This window comes from Corynebacterium sp. CCM 9203, from assembly GCF_041357675.1.
Taxonomy (GTDB): Bacteria; Actinomycetota; Actinomycetes; order Mycobacteriales; family Mycobacteriaceae; genus Corynebacterium.
In genome coordinates this window covers 114,550-137,088 of the sequence record NZ_JAUERY010000005.1, presented here as the reverse complement: position 1 = coordinate 137,088, position 22,539 = coordinate 114,550, and the positions used below count along the sequence as shown (strand labels likewise).

At 64.6% G+C, this 22,539-nt stretch carries 14 protein-coding genes; 3 read left to right on the top strand and 11 right to left on the bottom strand.

Going from position 1 to position 22,539, the window contains the following annotated elements:
* The first annotated feature begins 3 nt into the window (after positions 1 to 3).
* Together QWU44_RS10800 and QWU44_RS10795 are read left to right on the top strand one after the other, a co-directional pair.
* The gene (locus QWU44_RS10800; RefSeq protein ID WP_370915685.1) at positions 4 to 2,976 is read left to right on the top strand and encodes a PD-(D/E)XK nuclease family protein; all 2,973 of its coding nucleotides are present in this window, start codon (positions 4 to 6) and stop codon (positions 2,974 to 2,976) included.
* 4 nt (positions 2,977 to 2,980) lie between these two features.
* A complete protein-coding gene (locus QWU44_RS10795; protein WP_370915684.1) occupies positions 2,981 to 6,370 on the top strand; it encodes a UvrD-helicase domain-containing protein in 3,390 nt (1,129 codons plus the stop codon).
* 18 nt (positions 6,371 to 6,388) lie between these two features.
* On the opposite strand, the gene QWU44_RS10790 is transcribed toward QWU44_RS10795, so the two are convergent.
* The 3 genes from QWU44_RS10790 to obgE form a co-directional block, all read right to left on the bottom strand.
* A complete protein-coding gene (locus tag QWU44_RS10790; RefSeq protein ID WP_370915683.1) occupies positions 6,389 to 7,303 on the bottom strand; it encodes a D-isomer specific 2-hydroxyacid dehydrogenase family protein in 915 nt (304 codons plus the stop codon).
* A 207-nt stretch (positions 7,304 to 7,510) separates the two neighbouring features.
* On the bottom strand, positions 7,511 to 8,662 hold the full coding sequence (proB, locus tag QWU44_RS10785; protein WP_370915682.1) for a glutamate 5-kinase: 1,152 nt from the start codon (positions 8,660 to 8,662) through the stop codon (positions 7,511 to 7,513).
* Between the two features lie 91 nt (positions 8,663 to 8,753).
* Positions 8,754 to 10,268, bottom strand: coding sequence for a GTPase ObgE (gene obgE, locus QWU44_RS10780; RefSeq protein WP_370915681.1), 1,515 nt, complete (start codon positions 10,266 to 10,268; stop codon positions 8,754 to 8,756).
* Positions 10,269 to 10,578: 310 nt separating this feature from the next.
* On the opposite strand from obgE, the gene QWU44_RS10775 reads away from it, so the two are divergent.
* A complete protein-coding gene (locus tag QWU44_RS10775; RefSeq protein ID WP_370915680.1) occupies positions 10,579 to 11,454 on the top strand; it encodes an SDR family oxidoreductase in 876 nt (291 codons plus the stop codon).
* 197 nt (positions 11,455 to 11,651) lie between these two features.
* On the opposite strand, the gene rpmA is transcribed toward QWU44_RS10775, so the two are convergent.
* The 8 genes from rpmA to QWU44_RS10735 all read right to left on the bottom strand — a co-directional run bounded on the left by rpmA (position 11,652) and on the right by QWU44_RS10735 (position 22,439).
* Positions 11,652 to 11,918 carry a 50S ribosomal protein L27 gene (rpmA, locus tag QWU44_RS10770; RefSeq protein WP_370915679.1) on the bottom strand — a complete coding sequence of 89 codons (267 nt, stop codon included), beginning with the start codon at positions 11,916 to 11,918 and terminating at the stop codon, positions 11,652 to 11,654.
* A gap of 48 nt (positions 11,919 to 11,966) precedes the next feature.
* Positions 11,967 to 12,272, bottom strand: a complete 306-nt coding sequence (gene rplU, locus QWU44_RS10765) for a 50S ribosomal protein L21 (RefSeq protein ID WP_370915678.1) — start codon at positions 12,270 to 12,272, stop codon at positions 11,967 to 11,969.
* A 210-nt stretch (positions 12,273 to 12,482) separates the two neighbouring features.
* Positions 12,483 to 16,079, bottom strand: coding sequence for a translation initiation factor IF-2 N-terminal domain-containing protein (locus tag QWU44_RS10760; protein ID WP_370915734.1), 3,597 nt, complete (start codon positions 16,077 to 16,079; stop codon positions 12,483 to 12,485).
* A 627-nt stretch (positions 16,080 to 16,706) separates the two neighbouring features.
* Positions 16,707 to 17,117, bottom strand: a complete 411-nt coding sequence (ndk, locus tag QWU44_RS10755; RefSeq protein ID WP_370915677.1) for a nucleoside-diphosphate kinase — start codon at positions 17,115 to 17,117, stop codon at positions 16,707 to 16,709.
* A gap of 47 nt (positions 17,118 to 17,164) precedes the next feature.
* Positions 17,165 to 17,686, bottom strand: a complete 522-nt coding sequence (locus tag QWU44_RS10750; RefSeq protein WP_370915676.1) for a hypothetical protein — start codon at positions 17,684 to 17,686, stop codon at positions 17,165 to 17,167.
* A gap of 20 nt (positions 17,687 to 17,706) precedes the next feature.
* Complete coding sequence (locus QWU44_RS10745; protein ID WP_370915675.1) at positions 17,707 to 18,144, bottom strand: DUF4233 domain-containing protein; 438 nt, start codon at positions 18,142 to 18,144, stop codon at positions 17,707 to 17,709.
* Positions 18,141 to 19,715, bottom strand: a complete 1,575-nt coding sequence (locus tag QWU44_RS10740) for a folylpolyglutamate synthase/dihydrofolate synthase family protein (protein WP_370915674.1) — start codon at positions 19,713 to 19,715, stop codon at positions 18,141 to 18,143. Before QWU44_RS10740 ends, QWU44_RS10745 begins: the two co-directional genes overlap by 4 nt.
* Positions 19,716 to 22,439, bottom strand: coding sequence for a valine--tRNA ligase (locus QWU44_RS10735; protein ID WP_370915673.1), 2,724 nt, complete (start codon positions 22,437 to 22,439; stop codon positions 19,716 to 19,718).
* Positions 22,440 to 22,539 lie beyond the last annotated feature (100 nt).

Here is a 22,539-nt window from a genome sequence, read left to right as displayed (position 1 = left end):
CGAATGAGTACAGGCACCGTCGCAGCCCAACTGACCGCAGCCATCGCCGAGATCCGCCGCACTGATCGGCTCCGGCCGGTCACAATCCTCTGCGGACCGACCGCCCGTGGCGACATCCTGGAGGAACTCACGTCCACCGGTACTCTCCTCGGAGTCACCGTCACCTCGTGCGTCGGGTACATCCTCGGTAGATCGGCGGAGTTGACGGAGAGTGGTGCCGGCCGCGTCCTCCTCGACCGTTCCCGAATCACCGGCTCGGTCATGCGGTTGCTCACTGACACGGAAACGGAATTCACCAGGTACGGCACCGCGGACCAACCGGCGACGAGAAACGCATTGGTCGCTATCGTCACTGAGCTGCTCTCCCTCCCCGAACATCTCCGGGACCAAACGGACGGTCGGCTCCTACCCGGTGCATGCCTCGACATCGCACACCACGTCCGGGCGCTGAATCCCGACTGTTTTACCTGGCACGATGCGTGTCAGCACGCCCTCACACCGCCGCCCGACGGAACTGCGATCATCATCGTCAACGTCGTTCCCGCGGACCCCACCCAACGGTGGTTCCTGGATGAACTGGACGCGATCCGAATCGATACCATCGGGCAGGGCCTCACCGAGGAACGCCCGGAACCTGTGGTGTGGTCCTGCAGCGACGAGAACGATGAAGTGATGCGGGCAGTGCGCCACATCAGGAAACTCGTGGCGGAGGGAACACCGCCGCACCGGATTGCCTGCGGGTGGTGCAGCCCGGACTACGGGCACCGACTCTCCGACGCCCTGACCAGAGCCGCTGTTCCATTCACCGGGTTCTCGGACCTGCGGTGGTCGGATTCCCCCGAGGTACGCGCTCTCCTCCGCATTCTGGCGCTCGATCCGCAGGTACTGCCGCGCCGCGAACTGGCCGCGATTCTCGGCACCGGCACAATCCGACACCCGATCGACGGAGAAGCTGTCCACCGGGACACCTTCGACCGGGTCACCCGGCGCGCGGAGCGTTTCGATGTCCTCGCCCATTGGGAGGAACCGAGAACTTCGGACACCTGTTCCGGTGGGACAGTCGGGCACCCGGATACTGACCGGATGAGGCAGTGGGTGCTCGCCCTCCGCGACAATCTCACTGCACTGTGGAACGCTACGACCTGGGATCAGTTCACCAGCGCTCTCCGTGTCCTCGTGTCCACCCAGCTACGCCCCGGCAACAATCCGGACCGGGCAGCCGCGCTCGCCACGATCACCAGGGCCGTCGACGGATTGTCCGGCATGGGGGCGCAGCTTCCCCGGTTCCGGATCGATCTCGCGACCGAACTCTTCCGGACGTTCTTCGATGAACCCAAACCTGCCGATGCACCAGCCACCGCGATCTCCATCGGTGGGGTCGACGATTTACCGGGACGGATCCTCGATGCGGTCATCATCCTCGGTGCCACGGAGAAGGCACTTCCCGGTTCCGTCAACGAATCCAGCGCCATCACCTTCGCACAGCGTGGGCAGACGCCAGACGGCATCCAGGACACGCGAATCGAAGTCTTTCGCCGGGCATGCGCCACGGCACCCGGACACGCCATCGTCAGCTACCCCCGGAGCCACTGCGACGGCTCCGGTGGGGTCGGCCGCTCCCGTCTCATCACATCCACCCCGGAAATGGTCTCCGGCGGACTTATCGCGGCTCTTTCAGGAGCGGAGTCCTCAGTCCCAGCCGACCATCAGGAACTCTTGTTGGCGCAGATACTTGCCGGTGGAGAACCTGATCCGACGATCCGGCGGGCCGCAGACATCATCGGGGCCAGGGAAACCGGTGCCGCAGCGGGGGAGCCTTTCAGTGAATACAACGGTTGGATTCCGGACTTCACCACAGACCTGTTCCAGCGGGAACTGTCCGCAACGACGCTGGAGAGCTACCCAGAGTCCCCACTGACGTTCCTCATCGAACGGATCCTTGGTTGCCGAATTCTCGAGGACAATCCCCCGGAATCCGGCATCGACCCCCGCGACCGGGGAACCGTCTACCACCGGATCTTCGAGCTCTGGACCAGGGAAACCTGGCTGGATGCCACACCCCGACCGACCTGCTCGGCGGACATTGACTGGGTACAGGCCCGGTCCCGGCTGGACGCCATCGTCGATGAACAACTCACCGCACTCGCCCCTGCGTCAGGCGCGGGCGCACGCTGGAGTCTGTTTCGTGCGGAGGTGCACACCACAGTCGGCGCCTGGTTCGAGGAAGAACGGCGGGACGCCGTTGAAGGATGGGTACCAGTCGGTGCAGAGCTCGCATTTGGCGGCGTCAACCATGACGGGCAGAACGTCGTTCATCCCCTTGAAATAAGTCTGTCGGAGGGTACGGCCCTGAAATTCCGCGGTTCTATCGATCGCCTGGATTACCACCCCGGACAACGGGTTCTCCGCATCACCGATTACAAGTCGGGAAAGCAGATCTACTCCGGGAAGATCAATCAGGAGTATCCCACCGGCGAAAAGATCCTCCGACTACAGCTCGCCCTCTACGGTGCGGCCGTACGTGCAGCACTCGATGCGGCTGCCCCGCTCTTCCCCGGCCTGAAGGTACCGAGCCACCCCACCACAGGTGCACCACTCGTGGGGCTCCCCGACATCGATCCACCAAACATCGAATCCCGGTATCTGTTCTTTACCGACCACACGCCGCAAGACTCGCCGCGCACATCAGCAATCACCATAGACAACACCGTACTGAGGCATCTGGAGTCGACTCTCCTGGCACTCCACCCCCTGATCAGCACCGGAGTGTTCCCGCCCCAGAGCAGAAACGGAAACACCGGAAACATCCCCCGTCCGAACTACCTCCGGCTCGGCGCCACAAACTACGACCGGGCGGCAGCGGCACTGGCGCTGCGCGGGTTCAACCCGCTCCAAATCACCACCGACGACCACCCCCGGGATCATTCCGGCCCGCACACGAGCACGCCCACCACCGCAGCCCCGAGGAAGCAGTGACCCGATGACCACACCCACGCTTCACGACGACGCAGCACGTCGGACGATCACCACCGCAACCGGCATCAACCTCTTCGTCGAGGCCGGCGCTGGATCGGGGAAGACCCACCTCCTCGTCCAGCGCCTCATCACCCTCATCGTCGAAGAAGGCGTCCCCGTCAATAACATCGCGGCAATCACCTTCACGGAGAAAGCCGCCGGTGAACTTGCCGAGCGCCTCCGCTCCGCGCTTGAGGCCATCGCCGAAACAGGCGTACACGATTCAGGTATCGCGGTCCGCTCCTTTACCGACACCGATACCGCCCGCCGCAACGCCCAGGCCGCGCTCGAACAACTCCCGGCCGCGGCCATCGAGACACTGCACGCATTCTGCCTGCGCATCATCACCCTGCACCCACTCGAGGCAGGGGTTCCACCAATCATCAAGGTCGCATCCGACTTCACCAGTCTGCTCGCCTCCGATGATCTCGCCGCCGAATTTCTCACCATCTGCGACGACACGATCACCGGGGCCGCACCGGACCTCACGGGGTTGCCGAACTGCCGCGTACGGGAGGAACAATTCGCCGAGAGCCTCACTGCGCTCTCGACGCACGGGGACTGGTTGAACACGGTGCGGGACCGCATCCGGTGGATGGACGAGCACTGGGGAGACCTCGGTCCGACCATCGCTGCTCCCCTCGTCCGACCGGAACCGATCACCGCACATGACGTCGACGACTACATCCGGCGTCTCCGCGAACTCCTCCGGAACTGTACGAACACCGAAGACAAGTTCGCCCTCACCGTGGCTTCCTGTATCAACAACGCGGAGGAACTTCTCGCCCACGCCCACCCTGCCCCCGAGTCACTGAAACCACCGTCATTCTCCTGCGGGCGTGGCGGACGGAAGGCCGACTGGGACATCCCCATCGATGACGCCAAGGACCGATTCCAGGCCATCGGCGACGATTGGGCAGCCAGATACAATGCAGAACCCGCCTTCCACGTGAACGTTCTGCGACACGTCATGGCGTGCCACGTCCTCGCCGCGGCGCAACGTCGGATCAACAGTGGCACCCTCGATTACCACGACCTGATCTACGTCGCCGACCGTCTGCTCACCCCGCCACCGGTAAACGTCCAGGACATCGCTGCAGAAACCCGCGAATCTGTCCGGGACGAACTCCACCGGCGTTTCACCCATCTGTTGATCGACGAGTTCCAGGACACCGACCCCGCGCAACTCCGAATCATCACGGCAATCGCCGGTAACGGTGACGAGCCACACCCCGGACGTCTGTTCACAGTCGGTGACCCGAAACAGTCGATCTACCGTTTCCGGCGCGCAGACATTGACTCATACCTGGCGTCCCGACCGACGGGAGCCCCCGGGCAGCCGGAACTCGTCGAACTCACCACCAACTTCCGTTCCACCGCACCTGTCATCAACTGGGTCAACGACGTCTTCGCCACGCTGTTCGCGGACAGTGGCACCCACGATGACACCCGGCCCACCGTCCCCTTCGCGACACTGACCCCGCGCCCCGACGCCCCCACCGGGAACTGTGGCGTCGTCGTGATGAACAACAACCGCGACAACGCCGACGAACTGAACCCCGAGGAAGCGGAGAACACGGACATCGTCGCCGCCATCCGTGCCGCACTCGCCGGCCAGTGGCTTCACCACCCGAGGGGCAGCGGACAGCCCGAACCGACTCCCCTCCGACTGCGCGACATCGCGGTACTGGCTGTGACGCACAAGGCCGCCCGCGCGACAATGTCCGCGCTCCGGGATGCGGGGATCCCCCACATCAGTGAAAACTCCTCCCTCATCTACCAGGGAACCGAAATCGTCGACCTGCACACGGTGCTGCGGGCTATCTCCGACCCGGCGGATGAGTTCACCGTCGCAGCGGCACTGCGCACCAGTCTCATCGGCTGCTCCGACGATGATCTCGTCCGGTGGCGGGACGACGGGAACCGGTTCTTCCCTCACCACCGCACCGACGACGGGGACAATCCAACCACCTCATCACAGGTGTCCGCAGGCCTCGCCCTACTTGGTGCCCTCGCCACCGCAACCACCGGGGTCCCCGTCGGACGGGCCGTCGCCGCGACCATCGATGCGCTGAACATGGACGCCGTAGCCGCCGCCGTCCACCCCGACCCGACACCGGCTCTCCACAGGATTCGGACTGTCCGGGACAACGCCCACGACTACAGCCGGGAGGTTGGCGGTGATCTCCGCAGCTATCTCGAATGGGCCGATACCCAGGCCGTCACCAGTTCCCGGTTAGCGGAACCCGTCATCGACGACACCGGGGACGTCGACGCTGTCCGGGTGCTCACCGTGCACGGCGCGAAGGGCCGCGAATTCCCGATGGTGATCCTCGCCGGGCTCAGCGGACAGAAACGCAACCACACCCCCGAGATCGGATTGAACCGGGATGAATCAGGAAGAGTGGCGATGCGATTGAGTGCCACCTGCCCCGAACTCCGTACCGCTGACTGGAAGACCTGGTCGCAGAATGAGAAGACCGCATCAGAGTCCGAGTGGATCCGCCTGCTCTACGTCGCGGCAACCCGCGCCGAATCAGTGCTCGTCATCCCCATGGAGCCGAAGCTGACGAAGGCCGGGAGAGCGTACTCGAACTGTTCCGGATATCTCCTTCACAATCTCCTTGACCCCGGGAAAGTGACGTTCCCCCACCTCGCGGACATCGCTCCCGCCCCCACAACGGGAGGCACCTCCACCCAGACTCCGGACGACCTCGTACGGAGTACGCAGGAGGTGAACGCTGCCGTGTCGGCCGCAACGAGCCGCCCCGGCAGGGCAGCCGTAACCAGGCTCGCACACGGCGACCCCGCTTTCACCGATCTCCCTGATGACTATCCGGCCACCACCGGGTTCCGGCTCGCCGGGGTACCCGTGTCGAAGGACCACGGGACCGCATTCGGGACAGCGGTGCACCGGGTCATGGAACGTATCACCGACCCCGGAGAAACCCGCGAACTCGCCGCCGCTGCCGCACGCCTCACCGGACTTCCCCGACAACAAGCCGCCTCCGTTCGCGCGGCGGCGGAGAGTTTTCTCTCCTCACCGCTGATCCAGCGCGCGCTCGCCGGGGAGCACCACAGAGAGTTACCGGTTGCCGGGCGCGTGGGAGGCATCACGGTCGACGGCATCATCGACCTGCTCTACCGTGACGACGACGGCTGGGTGATCCTCGACTACAAGACCGACGCCGGGCTCAGCGCCACCACCGCCGATGAGTACTTCCGGCAACTGGCGCTCTACGCACACCTCATCGGCGACCAACTGGGATCACCCGTGACCCGCCTGGAACTGGCGGTGGCCCGAAAAGGCCACCCCGAGATCATCACCAGACACCGCGCACCAGCCGCCGGGTGAACCGGAACCCGGGGCAGATCAGTACCCCTGTTTCGGGTCCACCTCAGTCCGCATCCGTTCCCCAGTTTCCAGTGCGTCCAGATTCGCCAACACAGCGTCCGGCATCAGGCGCTGCATGCTCTCGAAGGTGTTCGCCGTGTGCGGGGTGATCACCACATTGTCCAGACCCCACAGCGGATGATCGTCGGGCAGCGGCTCCGGATCCGTGACATCCAACCCTGCCGCCCGGATCTGTCCCCGCCGCAACGCCTCCACCAGGTCATCGGTGACCACCAACGGGCCACGACCCACGTTGACCAGCACCGCCGTGTCCTTCATCAGGCCAAGTGTCCGGGTGTTGATCATCCCGCGGGTGTCCTCCGTCAACGGTGCAGCCAGAATCACGTGATCCGCCCGACGCAACACATCCTCGGTGTGCTGCGCGGTGACGGTCTCGACAGCGCCCTCAACCGGGCGACCGGAATTGTTCACCGCGATGACCTCGCAACCAAACCCAGCGAGCATGGGGATCAGGTCACGGCCGATCCCACCCGCGCCGATCACGGCGACGGTCGAGCCGAACAACCAACCAGTCCCCTCGTGCACCGCAGGCGCAGTGTCGAAAGAACGCTCACGGGCCACGTGCACATGCATGTGCAGCGCGGAAAGCAGCAACGCCACCGCAGACTCCGCCACCGGGCGACCGTACACCCCGGAGGCATTCGCCCACCGTCGGGAAGCATCGATGTACCCGGCTTCGAAAAACGCGTCAATCCCGGCCAGACACAATTGGACGAAACGGATGTTGTCCGGAAGAGACTCAGGGAACTCATCGGGGGCACCGTTGAAGACCAGGAAATCAGCGTCCTCCAGTTTCTCCACCCGCTCGTGCCCACGTCCGGACAGCGCATCCACGATGCTGTCCCACTCCCGGGTCTGCATGACGTACTTCATCTGGCCGTTCCTTTCCCGCGCTCGAACGCACCCGGCGCGGCATTGAATCATCTGTTGTCGCTCCAACCTAGCCGTCCACCCGGGCAGCAGGTGCGCGTTTCCGTTTTCCCGTCGGCAACGCCACCCGATCGGGATTGATCGCCAACTCCCCGGGTGGTGGGGAGCATGTGAGGAACCAGTCCCTGTGTGTGGTGGCCCGACACCGGTTCACGCCCTCGACGCGTAGTCCGACAGGTAGTCGGCGTGCACCACGGGGCGATGCATCCCCTCCGGAAGTTCAGAGGTCTGTTTCCCCAGCATCGGGGCGAGGGTGTGGGCATCATAGGCGACTTCACCTCGACCAATGATCTCGCCGTCAGGGCCGACGATGTCCACAATGTCACCTGAGTGGAACTCTCCGTCGATGCTCGTGATGCCGACCGCCAGGAGGGAGTTACCCCCCGCAGTCACCGCGCGCACAGCACCCGCGTCGATGCGCAGAGTACCGGCACTGTCCGCGGCGTAGAGCGCCCAAAACTTCCACGCCGAGATCCGTGTCGTCTTCGGGTGGAACACCGTCCCCACGTGCCCGGAGTCCAGGGCTGCACCGATCTGCACCGCGGAGGTCAGCAACACGGGGACACCGCACCGGGACGCGAGACGTGCGGCCGATACCTTCGACGCCATTCCCCCGGTCCCCACTCGGCCGCCGTCACCCGCGACGACATCCCGCAGATCGTTTCCGTCCCGGACCTCACCGATGAAACGGGCCTCCGGGTCGACCGGGTTGCGGTCATACAGGCCGTCCACGTCGGACAGCAGGTAGAGTGCCTCCGCACCGGCGAGGTGCGCGACGATTGCAGCCAGCCGGTCATTGTCCCCGAAGCGCATCTCGGAGTGGGCCACGGTGTCATTCTCATTCACGATGGGTGTCACCCCGAGCTGGCGCAGCTTGTCCAGTGTGCGCTGTGCATTCCGCGTCCGGTCCCGCCGCCCTGCGTCCGAAGCGGTGAGCAGTACCTGCGCGGTCGGGCGCCCGTAGCGGGCGAAGGATCTGCCCCACTCGTGGGCGAGATACACCTGCCCAACAGCCGCGACAGCCTGCTTCGCCGCGAGGTCGGTGGGACGTTCAGTGAGATTCAACGGTCCCATCCCGGATGCCACCGCACCGGAGGACACGATGATCACGTGGGTTCCCGCGCCCTGCCGTGTCTGCACCGCATCGACGATACGGTCGATGGCAGCCGGATCCACCCGATTGTCTGCACCGGTCAGAGATGATGAACCGATCTTGACCACGACGCGGCGGGCGGCGGTGATCCGCGCCCGCAGTGCGGTCTCAGCATCGGATCGGGTCGGGGAAACGGGAGTCCTCGTCATGTGGACAGTCTAGAACCAGCACCCGGATACAACGGACGCCCGCCCCGCCGAAAGTAACTTCCGGGAGAGACGGGCGTCGACAAGCAGTGGATCAGCCCTGCCAACGCTCCCTGTCGGCTTCTTCGCCGTCACCGAAATCGAACTCGTCGATGAGACCACGACGCACCTGGGACGCGCGCTTGCGTTCCGCGGCGGACACGCGGCCGGTCTGCTCGAGTCGGCCGTCCGTACCGCGGCCGGTCGGGGTCAGGTCCACACCAGCGGCGGTCATCGGCTCCCACTCGAAGGACAGTTCACCGATGGTCACGGTGCAGCCCGCTTTGGCTCCGGCCTTGAACAGCGCATCCTCGACGCCGAGCTTCGCCAGCCTGTCCCCGAGGAAGCCGACCGCCTCGTCGTTCTCGAAATCGGTCTGCCGGATCCAGCGTTCGGGCTTCTCACCGCGAACGAGGAACGCGCCCTCCTCCGCCGGATCAGACTCGATGACGAAGTCCCGAGTCTTGCCCTTCGCGTCGACGGGCTTCGGACGCACGATGGTCCGCGCATCCGATTCGGCGATCGGATTCTCCCTGCGGTGGGTCTCCACCATCTCCATCAGCTTGTACTTCAGGGGGTCGAGGCCCTTCTGCGCCACGGCGGAGATGATGAACACCGGCCAGCCGAATTGTTCCTCCAGGTCGGCGCGAACGAACTCAGCGAGTTCCTCCGCCTCCGGAATGTCAGCTTTATTGAGGATGATGATGCGGGGCCGGTCTTTCAGATCACCGAGGCCGGTATCCCTGTCCAACGCGGACTCGTAGGCCGCCAGTTCCCCTTCGAGGGCCTCGATATCGCTCGCCGGGTCTCGACCCGGTTCGAGGGTCGCTGCATCCACGACGTGCGCAAGCACCGCCGTCCGTTCGATGTGCCGGAGGAAGTCCAGGCCAAGCCCTTTGCCTGTCGACGCCCCCGGGATCAATCCCGGTACGTCGGCGATGGTGAAGGTGCCGTTCCCGACGTTCACCACACCCAGGTTCGGGCGCAACGTAGTGAAGGGATAATCCGCGATCTTCGGCTTCGCGGCACTGAGTACGCTGACCAGTGAGGATTTACCCGCGGACGGGAACCCGACGAGACCGACGTCGGCCATCGACTTCAGTTCCAGGATGACGTCATGCTCCTCGCCGGGCTCCCCCTTCAGTGCGAAGCCGGGGGCCTTGCGCGCGCGGGATGCCAATGCGGCATTACCGAGGCCGCCCTGCCCGCCCTGGGCCGCAATGTAGCGCATCCCGTTCGCGGTGAGGTCAGCCATGACCTCGCCCTTCTCGTTCAACACGACGGTGCCTGCGGGCACCTCGAGGACGAGGTCCTCACCGCGGGCGCCATTGCGATGATCACCCGCGCCGTTGCCACCACGGGACGCCTTGATGTGCGGACGGAAATGGAAATCGAGGAGGGTGTGCACCTGGGGGGTCACCTCGAGGATGATGTCACCGCCGTGCCCACCGTTGCCGCCATCGGGGCCGCCGAGGGGCTTGAACTTCTCACGGTGAACGGAGGCGCAGCCGTTCCCGCCGTCGCCGGCGGACAGATGCAGGACCACGCGGTCCACGAAACGGTTGCTCATTGCGTTGAAATGCTTTCTTGTTGAAGAAAAATGCTCCCTCCAACCTACCGAACATGCGACTCAGGGCATACTCCCGAGCGGTCACGGTACTCCGGGTCCCCCGCCCCCACGGTGTGCCGTCCACCGCGGTTGGCGAAGTGGCCCGTCCGGAGATTCCCGGGAGACCCGACCCCGGCGGTGGTCCCGTCGGCCGTCGGGCGTGGAGATCACCCGGTGGATCGTGGCGGTTCCACACCGGATTCGGTCCCGTGGCCGAGGCCCGGGCGTAGGATCAGGGTCGGTACAGCAGATTCGATTGCGGGAGTGTGCCATGTCTGATCAGCCGGTCACCGTCGTGGGTGCGACAGGGTATCTGGGCCGTCACATCGTCGCGGAGCTCGACGGACGTGGACACCCGGTCCGCGCCATCGTCCGCGATCCCGTAACGGCGCGCCGGCCGGGCCCGCACGGGGCCCCGGCACTGAACGGGCCGCGCACGGAACTGGTGCCCGCGGACGTCACCGTCCCGGGCCGGGTGGCGGGCCTCCTCGATGGTTCGGCGAGGGTGTTCTCCGCGCTCGGGGTGACCCACCAGAAGGCGAGCCCGTGGGACGTCGATTTCTTGGCTAACCTCGCGGTTCTACGTGAGGCGGAGCGCAGCGGGGTGGAGTCGATGCTCTATGTCGGCGCGATCGGCATGGAGCACGGTACGTCGCTGGTGGCGCGTTCCAAGACCGCGTTCGCCGCAGCGTTGGAGTCCTCACACGTCGACGGTCAGATCGTCAACCCTTCCGGATACTTCTCGGACATGGCGTCCTACATGATGCTCGCCCGGAAGGGCGTGGTGTTCCTTCCCCCGGACCCGGGGATCCGGCTGAATCCGATTCACGGCGCGGACCTAGCGGCATTCTGCGTGGATCTTTCCGCGGATCAGACGAGGCGGGACCGTAACCGGGTCGAGGTGGGCGGCCCGGATGTTCTGACGGCCGTGGAGATCACCCGACTCGCCGCCGCGGCGGCCGGGACCACACCGCGGACCCTGCGCATACCCCGGCGGGTACTCGACGGCGCGGTATGGACCGCGTCCCGCATCAGCGAACGTCACGGAAACCTGGCCCGGTTCTTCACCGAGGCCATGACGGGGGATGCGGTCGGACAGTGCACCGGTACCCACCATCTGTCCGACTGGTTCCGGGAGATCGCCTGACCCGGACGGGGTGTCCACCGCACGCGACGGCGACCCCGCGGTCACCGTGTCGCTGAGCGGACTCCGACGGATCGGCGTCTCACCCGGTGGGGGTTTGAGCGTGGAGGCCGTCGGGAACACGCGAAAACGGCGCCCACCTCCCCGATCAGGGAAGTCGGCGCCGTTCAGGCACTTCGTCGAGAAGCCGACCGGGGGTACTAGACCGCTGCCGGGACGTTCTCAACGATGTTGATCATGCGGCGGTTGCGCTTGGTGGAGAACTGCACGGAGCCCGCCTTCAGAGCGAACAGTGTGTCATCTCCGCCGCGGCCGACGTTCTCACCGGGGTGGAACGAGGTGCCGCGCTGACGGATCAGGATCTCGCCGGCCTTGACCTGCTGGCCACCGAAACGCTTGACGCCGAGACGCTTTGACTCAGAATCGCGACCGTTGCTGGAGCTGGAAGCACCCTTCTTATGTGCCATTGTCTGTCTCCCTCCTTCAAAGGAAAAGATCGATGAAAGCCGGCGGGCTTACTTGATGCCGGTGACCTTGATGACGGTCAGCGGCTGACGATGGCCCTGACGCTTCTTGTATCCGGTCTTGTTCTTGTACTTGAGAATGTTGATCTTCGGGCCCTTGGTGTGCTCGACGATCTCTGCATTGACGCTCACCTTGGCAAGCTGGTCAGCGGCGGTGGTGACGTCGGCGCCGTCGACGAGCAGAACCGGGGTGAGAGCCACGGACGAACCCGGCTCACCCTCGATCTTCTCGACCTTGACGAGGTCACCTTCGGCAACCTTGTACTGCTTGCCGCCGGTCTTGACGATCGCATACATAGGAGGGCTACCCCTTTTTCTGAAAACTCGGATTGAGTGCGCCACCGGTGAAGCAGCAGCACTTTCAATGGACTGTGTTGAACACTTGCGTTCCAGACATCACGACCCGTGAAGAACCGGGCCATGCGAGCGGTGGATAGTGCACGCCGATACGGTCTGGAACAGCGACTGTCAAAGACTACCGCTTACGGTAACCAAAAGACAAACCACCTACCGCTTTCCGGGGATTTTACGGACGACACGCCGCCGACCACGCTGACCTCGCTGCGGGCGCGCACCTGCATCCGCGTCACTGACGGGAACCTCCGATACCTCGGATCCGGTGTCGTCTCTTTCCCCGTGTCGCATACCCGGTTCATTCTCCACGGATGCGGGAGTGCTGATCCGCCGGACGATACGGCGTCGCCCACGACGGAGCTTCTCCACCCGAACTCCACCGCCTGCGGAACCGGTGTCGGGGGAACGCCCATCCGTTGACGGGGCCTCCTCCGATGTGGAGCGCGCGGCGTCCTCGGCGGCGTCCGCGATCTCCTGTCTAGTCAAGCGTTTGACGACCCGGCGGCGGCCACGGCGTGCGACCGAAGCACCCGCTCCGGACGCCGGGGTTCTCTCCGTGGAACGCGAGGCTGTGTTCTCCGGGGACACGGTGCCAGCTTCTGTCTCATCCGTGGCGGCGCTGGTGGTGGCATCCTCCTGCTGCCGTGCCCGGAGGCTCTTCGCCAGGCGACGACGTCCCCGACGTGCCGCCGAGGCGGACTGATCGCGTTCTTCGGCAGCGGATCGGCCCAGCTCACCCGCATCCGCGGGGTGCTGCCCCACATTCTTCGAGTGTGTTTCTTCGCGTGTGATCTCCTCGATGTCCTCGTCCGCCAGCGGGCCGGAGACGTAATCGGACCGTTTCGGCGGGAAATCGGAGACCGAGTTACCACGGGTCCGGCGCTTCCTGCGCGGCGACTTCTCGAAGGCATCGAGAGCCTCACGGTAGCCGTCGGCGGGCAGGTAATCCGCTCCCGAGGGCTCGTCGGGATCTTCGGCACCGGCAAGCGCCACGGCTGCGGCCGCGATGGATTCGACACTGTTGGTCTTCTCCCGCTCGTCGGGTTGTACTGCGGCGGGCACTCCACGCGAGTCGTCTGCGATCTGGTGTGTGTCCATCCCGTTGTCCACACCGGTACGGGGGCTGCGGGTCGTGCGACGGCGCCCACGGCGGCCACGACGACCACGGTCCTGCGGTTCCGGCTCCTCGTGTGTTTCAGTGGGCGCATCTGCCCCTGCCGACTCGGCGCGGCCAGCGGCAGCGTCTTCCGGCGTGTCAACCGTCTCTTCGACCACCACGGTGACGCCACGGTTGTTTCCCCGGCCACGGCGGGAGGCACCCGAGCGGCGACCACGGCGCGGCACCCGGTCGTCGGTGTCCTTTGCGTCTTCAACGGGAGCGACGACTGCATCGGCAAGTGCCTCGATGGAGACACTCTCCGCATCGTGGGCGGCAGCTTGTTCCGTAGCCTCGTCCGTCTTCTCAGCGGCGGGTTGCCCGGTATCGGGGTGTCTGCTGCTCTCATCAGCGCCGGTGCCCCTGCCGCCACGACGGGCACGGGGGAGCTCTTCCGTGTGCTCCACGGGGTCGGAGTGCACGACGATACCGCGACCGTCACAGGTCTCACACTCGGTGGAGAAAGTCTCCAGGAGGCCTGTTCCAAGCTTCTTGCGGGTCATCTGGACGAGTCCGAGCGAGGTGACCTCGCTGACCTGGTGCCGCGTACGATCCCGTCCGAGGGCCTCAGTGAGACGACGCAGCACAAGGTCCCGGTTCTCGGGGAGAACCATGTCGATGAAGTCGACGACGATCATTCCCCCGATGTCGCGCAGGCGCATCTGACGGACAATTTCCTCAGCCGCCTCCAGATTGTTCTTGGTGACGGTCTCTTCGAGGTTTCCTCCCGAGCCGGTGAATTTACCGGTGTTGACGTCGATGACGGTCATCGCCTCAGTACGGTCGATGACCAGGGAACCTCCGGACGGCAGCCACACCTTACGGCTCAGCGCCTTCTGTAGCTGCTCGTCGATGCGGTAGTGCTCGAACACGTCGACGCCACCGTTCGCGGAGGAATCGTAGCGTTCCATCCGCTCCTCGAGGTCCGGTGCGACGGAACGGATGTAGGCGTTGACGGTGTTCCAGGACTTGTTTCCCTCAACGACCAGTGTGTCGAAGTCCTCGTTGAACAGGTCGCGGACGACCTTGACCAACATGTCCGGCTCCTCGTAGAGCGTAACCGGCTTCGATCCCTTGGTCTTCTTCTCCTGTTTGACCTTCTCCTGAATGTCCTCCCAGAGGGAGTGCAGACGGTTGACGTCCGCCGCGATCTCCTTCTCGTGGACTCCTTCGGCAGCGGTGCGGATGATCGCGCCGCCGCTGGAGGGAACGACCTCCTTCAGGATCGCCTTGAGACGCTTACGTTCGGTTTCTGGGAGTTTCCGTGAGATACCGGCGCTACGGCCGCCTGGTACGTAGACCAGGAACCGGCCCGCGAGCGAAATCTGCGTGGTGAGTCGCGCCCCTTTGTGGCCGACGGGGTCCTTGGTGATCTGTACAAGTACCTGGTCACCGGAGTGCAGGGCGTGCTCAATGCGGCGGGAACGCCCCCCGAGGCCTGCGGACTTCCAGTCCACTTCACCGGCGTACAGCACACCGTTGCGGCCCTTACCGATGTCGATAAACGCGGCTTCCATGGAGGGCAGGACGTTCTGGACGCGACCGAGGTATATGTTTCCGACCATCGAGGATTGCGTCTCGGAGGTGACGAAATGCTCGACGAGAAGACCATCCTCGAGGACCCCGACCTGGGTGACTGATCCGGGATGATCGCTCCGCGCTTTCTCCCGGACAACCATGGTTCGTTCGACGGACTCACGGCGGGCGAGGAACTCAGCCTCGGAGACCACGTGGCGTTTCTTCCGTCCCTCCTCACGGAGCTCGGTACGACGGCGCCGCTGTGCTTCCAAGCGGGTGGAGCCCTTCAGCGCGACGGGCTCATCAGGGAGATCCGCGGGAGCGTCGAGGGTGTCCTCAGCCTCCTGCTTATCCGCGTGACGACGGTCGTTCTCAGGTGCAGCATCTTCGGCTCCGCGGCCACGGCCCTTTCCGCGGCGGCCGCGACGCTTCCGTTTGCCGGCACCGTCGGAATCATCGTCGGTGGCATCCGCTTCAACCTCGCCCTCATCCTCTGCATCCGTCGGAGTCGGCGGCAGAAACACCGGTGCAATGAACGCCGGGGTCTCCGGGGCCGGGGTGACTGCGGGGATGACATCCTCAAGAAGTTCAGCGTCCTGTTCCTCGCGAACGGCTTCCTCGATGTCGATGACTGTGCCTTCGCCGGAGGCGTCCTGGTCGGTGTCGGTCTCGTGCCCAGTATCCGCGAGCTCGCGTTCGACCTTCGCCTCGATCTGGTGGATCTCATTGGCGACGTTCTTTTCCACCCGGGCGCGGATCTTCTCCACAGGTTCCCCGTTGGGTGGTTCAGGGGCGTCATCGGCGGGGACGGCGAGGACATCGAGCAGTCGATTGGCTTCTTCCGTACTCAGAGAGGACTGGGCGACCTTGACGAGTCCCATCTTGTCCAGGGTGAGGATGAGATCCTTCGACGTGGTGGCGAGAAGTTTGGCCAGTGCATGGACGCGGGTCTTGGGCCCGAGCTTCGATCTGTCGAACTCAGCGGCGAGCCGGGCCGTGGCGTCTGCGGGAACCTCAGCGGCGGCGGCGATCTCCTCGACCGGTGCCGTCTCCGGAGTGGTCCGGCGGCGAGTCACCTTCTTCGTGCGCTTCTTCACACCGGTTTCATTCTCTGTGTCCACCTTAGCTGCCACAGAATCAGTCTTCTTCGGGGAGGTTTTCCTGGCTGCGCGCCTCTTCGCCGGAACCTCGCGGTCCGTGGCCGGTGCCTCACCGGAGGCCACGGAACTACTGTCCGACGGTTCTGGTGTGGTCTTCTTCGTCGTCCGCTTCGCGGTCCGGCGGGTCTTCTTCGGTTCTGTTCCAGTGGTGTCAGCCACAGGGTCTCCTCTTGTCGCGACTTCCCCGGGCGCTGGCAGGACAAGGATTTTCTCTCGTTCATCTCGTCTTGTGTTCCTGCCGCCGCCGCGCGGGGTGAAGAAGTCTTTAATTGTCGTTGTTCTTATTCGAAGTGTGTCTCTCACGGCGTCCGCAGCGTTCCAGCGATACCCCTCGGGGCGCGAACGAAAGAGTGCGGAGCCATCCCCATTGTCGCACACATCCGGTTGCCATCCCCTCATTGCAGGTTCCCCGGTCCGTCCCCACCACCCAACCGGTGCACCCGGTCCCGGGAAACACGTTGTCCCCCTCCCCCCGAAAACGACCACCGCCCCACCCCGTCACGAGAACAGGGGTGGGGCGGAGAGATTCGATGGATGCGAAAATCAGAGATTAGGGAACCAGATCCCGATTTCACGCTCGGCGGATTCAGGGGAATCCGACCCGTGGACGACGTTGGTCGCGACATCCAGGGCGAGGTCACCGCGAATGGTACCGGGGGTTGCCTTCGAGACCGGGTCCGTACCACCGGCGAGCTGACGCCAGGCTTCGATGGCGCGGGGTCCCTCGATGACACCGGCGACCAGCGGGGCGGAGGTGATGAAATCGACGAGTTCTCCGAAGAACGGCTTGTCCGTGTGCTCAGCGTAGTGCTTTTCCGCAGTGTCGCGGTCAGCGACCCGGAGGTCCATCGCAACGAGTTTGAGGCCCTTTCGCTCGATGCGGTTGATGATGTCTCCGACGAGTCCGCGCTCGACGCCGTCCGGTTTGATGAGGATGAGGGTGCGTTCAGTCATGCAGCGAATTCTACAGAAGCCAACCGCTGAACGACGCACCCCAGGGGTCAGAGATTCTTGACCACCCGGGCAGCATCCGTGATGGTCAACTGCGGTACCTTCTCCCGGAGTGTCTTCACCGCGAGCGGCAGATCCCCGTTATCGCGGATCTGAACGATCTTCCGGTAGTCCGCGGTGATCAGCCCCACCCGGTCGGCTTCCTCACCTGCCGCGCCCTTGCCGGGAGCGTCAGGAAGCGAATCGAGTATGACCTCGCAGGCACTGAGGTTGGGCCACGGCGGCGCATTCCGGAACACCGCGAGTGCCGGGTTGCGCGCCCCCTCCCCCTTCAGCCTGATGGCTTCCTCGCGGAGCGAGGTGTCGAGGGGGCAGCCGATCGCGGCAGCGGCGGACGCTGATTCCTGTTTCCTGCGCCACCCCTCAATCGCGCCCATGACTACACCGCACACGAGGAAGAGAGCCGCCCCCTGCACCCGATTGCCGTCCAGCATGAGGTAGCCGCCCCACAGACAGCCGATTCCGAATACGAAGTAGAGGACGCCAACCAGACGCCGAACCCACAGACTCATGTCCCCAGTGTAAGCCCGGTTCAGGTGTGCTGGGTGACCAGGAGCCCCCTACGCATCCGCTCAATCAGAACTTTACGCAGGTGCATGATGTAGAACCACACAGCCACAAAGATGAGCGCCATGATTCCCATCGAATAATGGACGAAGAAACCTGCGACTGCAGCCACCTGGAGCACCCAGTTGACGGTCATCGCCCAGGGCCGCTTCTGCAGGAAAGCGACAAGGAACATGGCGACACCCACAATAGTGACGTACCCCCAGTTCATCGTCGTCCAGTACGCTCCGCCGTCCACGCGCGCGATGACGGTGAGTACGAGAAGGAGCGAGATCGACTCCATCACCAGAGTGCCGGCCATGACGCCACGCAGCCCCTTCATCGGATCCTTGGCGGGTGCGTGCCCCGGCCCCAGGGGCCCGTATTCGATCTCATCCCCGGAACCGGATCTCTTTCCGATCATGATGGTTCCTTTCCGAACAGCGTGCGAGCCTCACCGGCGGTAACGACGGAGCCGGTGATCAGGACACCGGAACCGGAAACCGCAGCACCGGGTTCGTCGGTTTCCTCCGCGAGCGCCACGGCGGTCTCGACTGCCGTGGGCAGAACCTCCTCCACGTGTACCCGCTCGTCACCGAAGATCTCCCGCGCGTACTCCGCGAGTTCGTAGGCGTCGAGCGCACGGGGCGAGGTGGACTGTGTGCAGACAACCTCGCTCACATGTGGTTCCAGTTCGGTGAGAATACCCCGGGCGTCCTTGTCCCCGAAGCATCCGACAACCGCGATGAGCCTACGAAAGTCGAAGTCACGGTTCAGAGCCTCTCCGAGTGCCTTCGCCCCGTGCGGATTGTGGGTTGCGTCGATGAAGACCGTCGGTGTGGACCGGACACGTTCCAGACGCCCGGGGGAAGAAACGGTGCCGAAACCCTCCCGGACCGTATCCCGGTCGAGCTGTCTCCCCGCCCTGGCCCCGAAAAAGGCTTCGACTGCGGCGAGGGCACAAGCAGCGTTGCGTGCCTGGTGCGCCCCCGAGAGCGGCAGGAAGATGTCATCGTAGTCACCACCGAGTCCACGGAGAACAAGCTGTTGCCCGCCGACGGCGACAGTGGATTCGACGACTCCGAACTCGGTGCCCTCGCGCGCGACGGCCGCGTCGGTCTCAACTGCGCGTTCAAGGAGGACCCTCAGCGCCTCGGGCGCCTGCTCCGCGACGATGGCTATGTTCTCCCTCGGGGAGAGGACATCACCCTCTTCGAGGGTGCGGGGCTTGATGATGCCGGCTTTCTCTCCGGCGATCTCCGTGAGGGTCTCCCCCAGGTAATCCGTGTGGTCGAGGCCTATGGGGGTAATCACCGCAACCTCTGATTCAATGACGTTGGTGGCGTCCCAGGTGCCGCCCATGCCGGTCTCCACGACGGCTACATCGACGGGGGCGTCGGCGAATGCAGCGTAGGCCATCGCGGTGAGCACCTCGAACTTGCTCATCTGCGGACCACCGTCACGTTTCGACGCCGCGTCGACGATCTCGACGTACGGTTTGATCTCCCGCCACAGTTCGCAGTACTTCCGCGGGTGGATGGGCGCACCATCCACGGCGATCCGCTCGGTGACGAGCTGCAGATGCGGACTCGTCGTGCGCCCGGTCCGACGGTGGAAGGCACGAAGCAGGGACTCGATCATCCGGACAACGGAGGTTTTTCCGTTCGTTCCAGCGACCTGGATTGAGGTGAAGCTCCGCTCCGGGTTCCCGAGTAGGTCCATCAGTTGGGTCATCCGGTCGAGGGTCGGGTCGATCTTGGTTTCCGGCCACCGGAGATCCAGCTCCGCTTCGACTACAGCGAGATCTGCGAGGTCTTCAGGGGTGATGGTGGTATCGGCCGGTGGGTTCGTGGGGGCGTGAACGTCGATGGGCAGGACGAGACCAGCTTCGTCGACACCGAGCGCACCGGTCTGTGCGGCAGCGGCATCCGCCGGGGTGTCCCGGGGTCTGGTTCCCTCGAAACCGGAGCCGGCCGGGTCGATCGTGTCACTCATCTATCCGAGCTCCTTCAGCCGCAGGGAAATACGTTCAACTTCCTCGGCGGCGATGCGCTGCCGCTCGCGGATCTTGTCCACGACTGCTGCCGGCGCCTTCTCCAGGAAGCTCTCGTTCCCGAGTTTCTTCCCAGTCGTCTCAAGTTCCTTCCGCGCGGTGGCGAGATCCTTGTCGAGGCGTTTACGCTCGGCTGCGACATCCACGGTCCCGGAGGTATCCAGCTCCACGGTGACCGTGGCCCGTGAAAGCCGGATCTCCAGGGACGCGGAGGGGGTGAAGTCGTCTCCGGGTGCCTCGACCCGCACGAGGGAACGCACCACTGGTGCCAGGGCCTCAAGGTCAGCGGCGGTGAAGTCGATGCGTGCCGGAACCTTCTGCGAAGGTTTGAGGCCCTGGTCGGAGCGGAAGCGACGGATCTCGGTGATGAGCTTCTCGACGTCCGCGATACGGCGTGCCGCTGTCTCGTCGACGGGTACGCCGTTCGTAGTGTCGGCCGCGGTCGGCCAGTCCGCGATGACGAGGGATTCGCCGTCGGTGAGTGCCTTCCAGAGAGTCTCAGTCACGAACGGGATCGCGGGGTGCAGCAGGCGTAGGACGACGTCTAGGACGGTACCGAGGACGAGCTGGGTGTTTCGTCCCCGGGCCGCGTCCTCGTCCGTGGCGGCGTCGAAATCACGGGGAATCTGAACCTTCGCGATCTCCAGGTACCAGTCGCACAGCTCACCCCAGGCGAACTGGTAGAGGGCCTCGTTAGCTTTCGCGAACTGGTAGTTGTCCAACTGCCGGTCCACGTCGGCGCGGACCTGCTCGAGGCGGTCGAGGATCCAGCGGTCAGCGTCGGTGAGTTCCTCACGGGGGGGAAGCTGCCCGACCCGTGCCCCGTTCATCAGCGCGAAGCGGGTCGCATTGAACAGTTTGGTGGCGAAGTTGCGGGAGGACTGCGCGGAGTCCTCCCCGATCGGCAGGTCAGTTCCGGGGTTCGCACCACGGGCGAGAGTAAACCGCAGGGCGTCGGCGCCAAAGCGCTCGACCCAGTCCATCGGGTCGATACCGTTGCCGAGGGACTTGCTCATCTTCCGGCCCCTCTCGTCGCGGACAAGGCCGTGGAGGAAGAGATCGGTGAACGGTACCTGCGGGCGACCGCCATCTGTCGTCCCCAACTCACTGTCATCGAGGGTGGCGGCGAAGGTGGCGAACATCATCATCCGGGCGACCCAGAAGAAGAGGATGTCGTAGCCGGTGACCAGGACGGAAGTGGGATAGAACTTCTTCAGTTCCGGGGTGGCGTCCGGCCACCCCATCGTGGAGAACGGCCACAAGGCGGAGGAGAACCAGGTGTCGAGGACATCCGGGTCCTGGATGTAGCCCTCGGGCGCGGTCTCGTCAGGTCCGACGCAGACCACGTCACCGTCGGGGCCGTACCAGATCGGGATGCGGTGGCCCCACCAGAGTTGGCGGGAGATGCACCAGTCGTGCATGTCGTCGACCCACGCAAAGTAGCGGGGCTCCTGGCTCGCCGGGTGGATTGTGGTGTCGTGCTCACGCACCGCGTCACCGGCCATCTCAGCGAGCTTGTCGACCTTGACGAACCACTGTTCGGACAGGCGTGGTTCAACCGGCTCGCCGGAGCGCTCCGAGTGTCCGACGGAGTGGACGTAGGGACGTTTCTCAGCGACAATTCGGCCTTGCTCGGCGAGAGCCTCGCGGATCTTCACCCGCGCCTCGGCGCGGTCGAGTCCGTCGAACTCGGTGCCGGTCCCGGCGATGTGGCCGGTGTCGTCCATGACGTCGGGCATCGGCAGATCGTGGCGAAGGCCGAGCGCGTAGTCGTTCGGGTCGTGGGCCGGGGTGATCTTCACGGCGCCGGTACCGAACTCGGGGTCGACGTAGTCATCGGCGACGATGACAAGCTCCCGATCGGGGAGGAAGGGATGCGGCAGACGCTGCCCCACCAGATCCGCGTAACGCTCATCATCGGGGTGCACCGCGACCGCCACGTCACCGAGCATCGTCTCCACACGCGTGGTGGCGACGATGACGTGGGGTTCGGAATCATCGAGGGAACCGTAACGGATGGAGACAAGCTCACCCTCGACATCCTTGTAGACGACCTCGATGTCACTGACCGCGGTCTGCAGGACCGGCGACCAGTTGACGAGGCGGTGCGCCCGGTAGATCATGCCCCGGTCGTACAGGTTCTTGAAGATGGTCTGCACCGCGCGGGACAGCCCCTCGTCGAGGGTGAACCGCTCCTTGGACCAGTCGACCGAGTCACCGATGGCGCGCATTTGCGAACCGATGACCCCACCGTAGCGGGTCTTCCACTCCCAAACCTTGTCGACGAACTGCTCCCGGCCGTAGTCGTGGCGGTTCCTGCCCTCGGCTTCCTTGAGGTGGGCCTCCACCTTCGTCTGGGTCGCGATACCGGCGTGATCCATGCCGGGCAGCCAGAGGACCTCGTAGCCCTGCATCCGCTTGCGGCGCGCGAGGGCGTCCATCAACGTGTGGTCGAGGGCGTGGCCCATGTGCAACTGCCCCGTGACATTCGGCGGTGGCAGAACAATGGAGAATCCCGGTTTCGGCGAATCGGCATCAGCGGTGAAGTAGCCGGCGTTCACCCAACCCCTGTACAGCTCAGCCTCGACCGTCTTCGGGTCCCAGCTCTTCGGCAGCTTGTCGGCGCGGTTGTCCTGGTTCTCATTCTGTGAAGTCACATCGCCCATCTTAGATGGTGCCTGCGACGACGCACCGAAGTAGGCCGAACGCCCCGCCGACGGTTCTTGAACGGTCGGCGGGGCGTTCGAAGGAACACTGCTCAGCAGG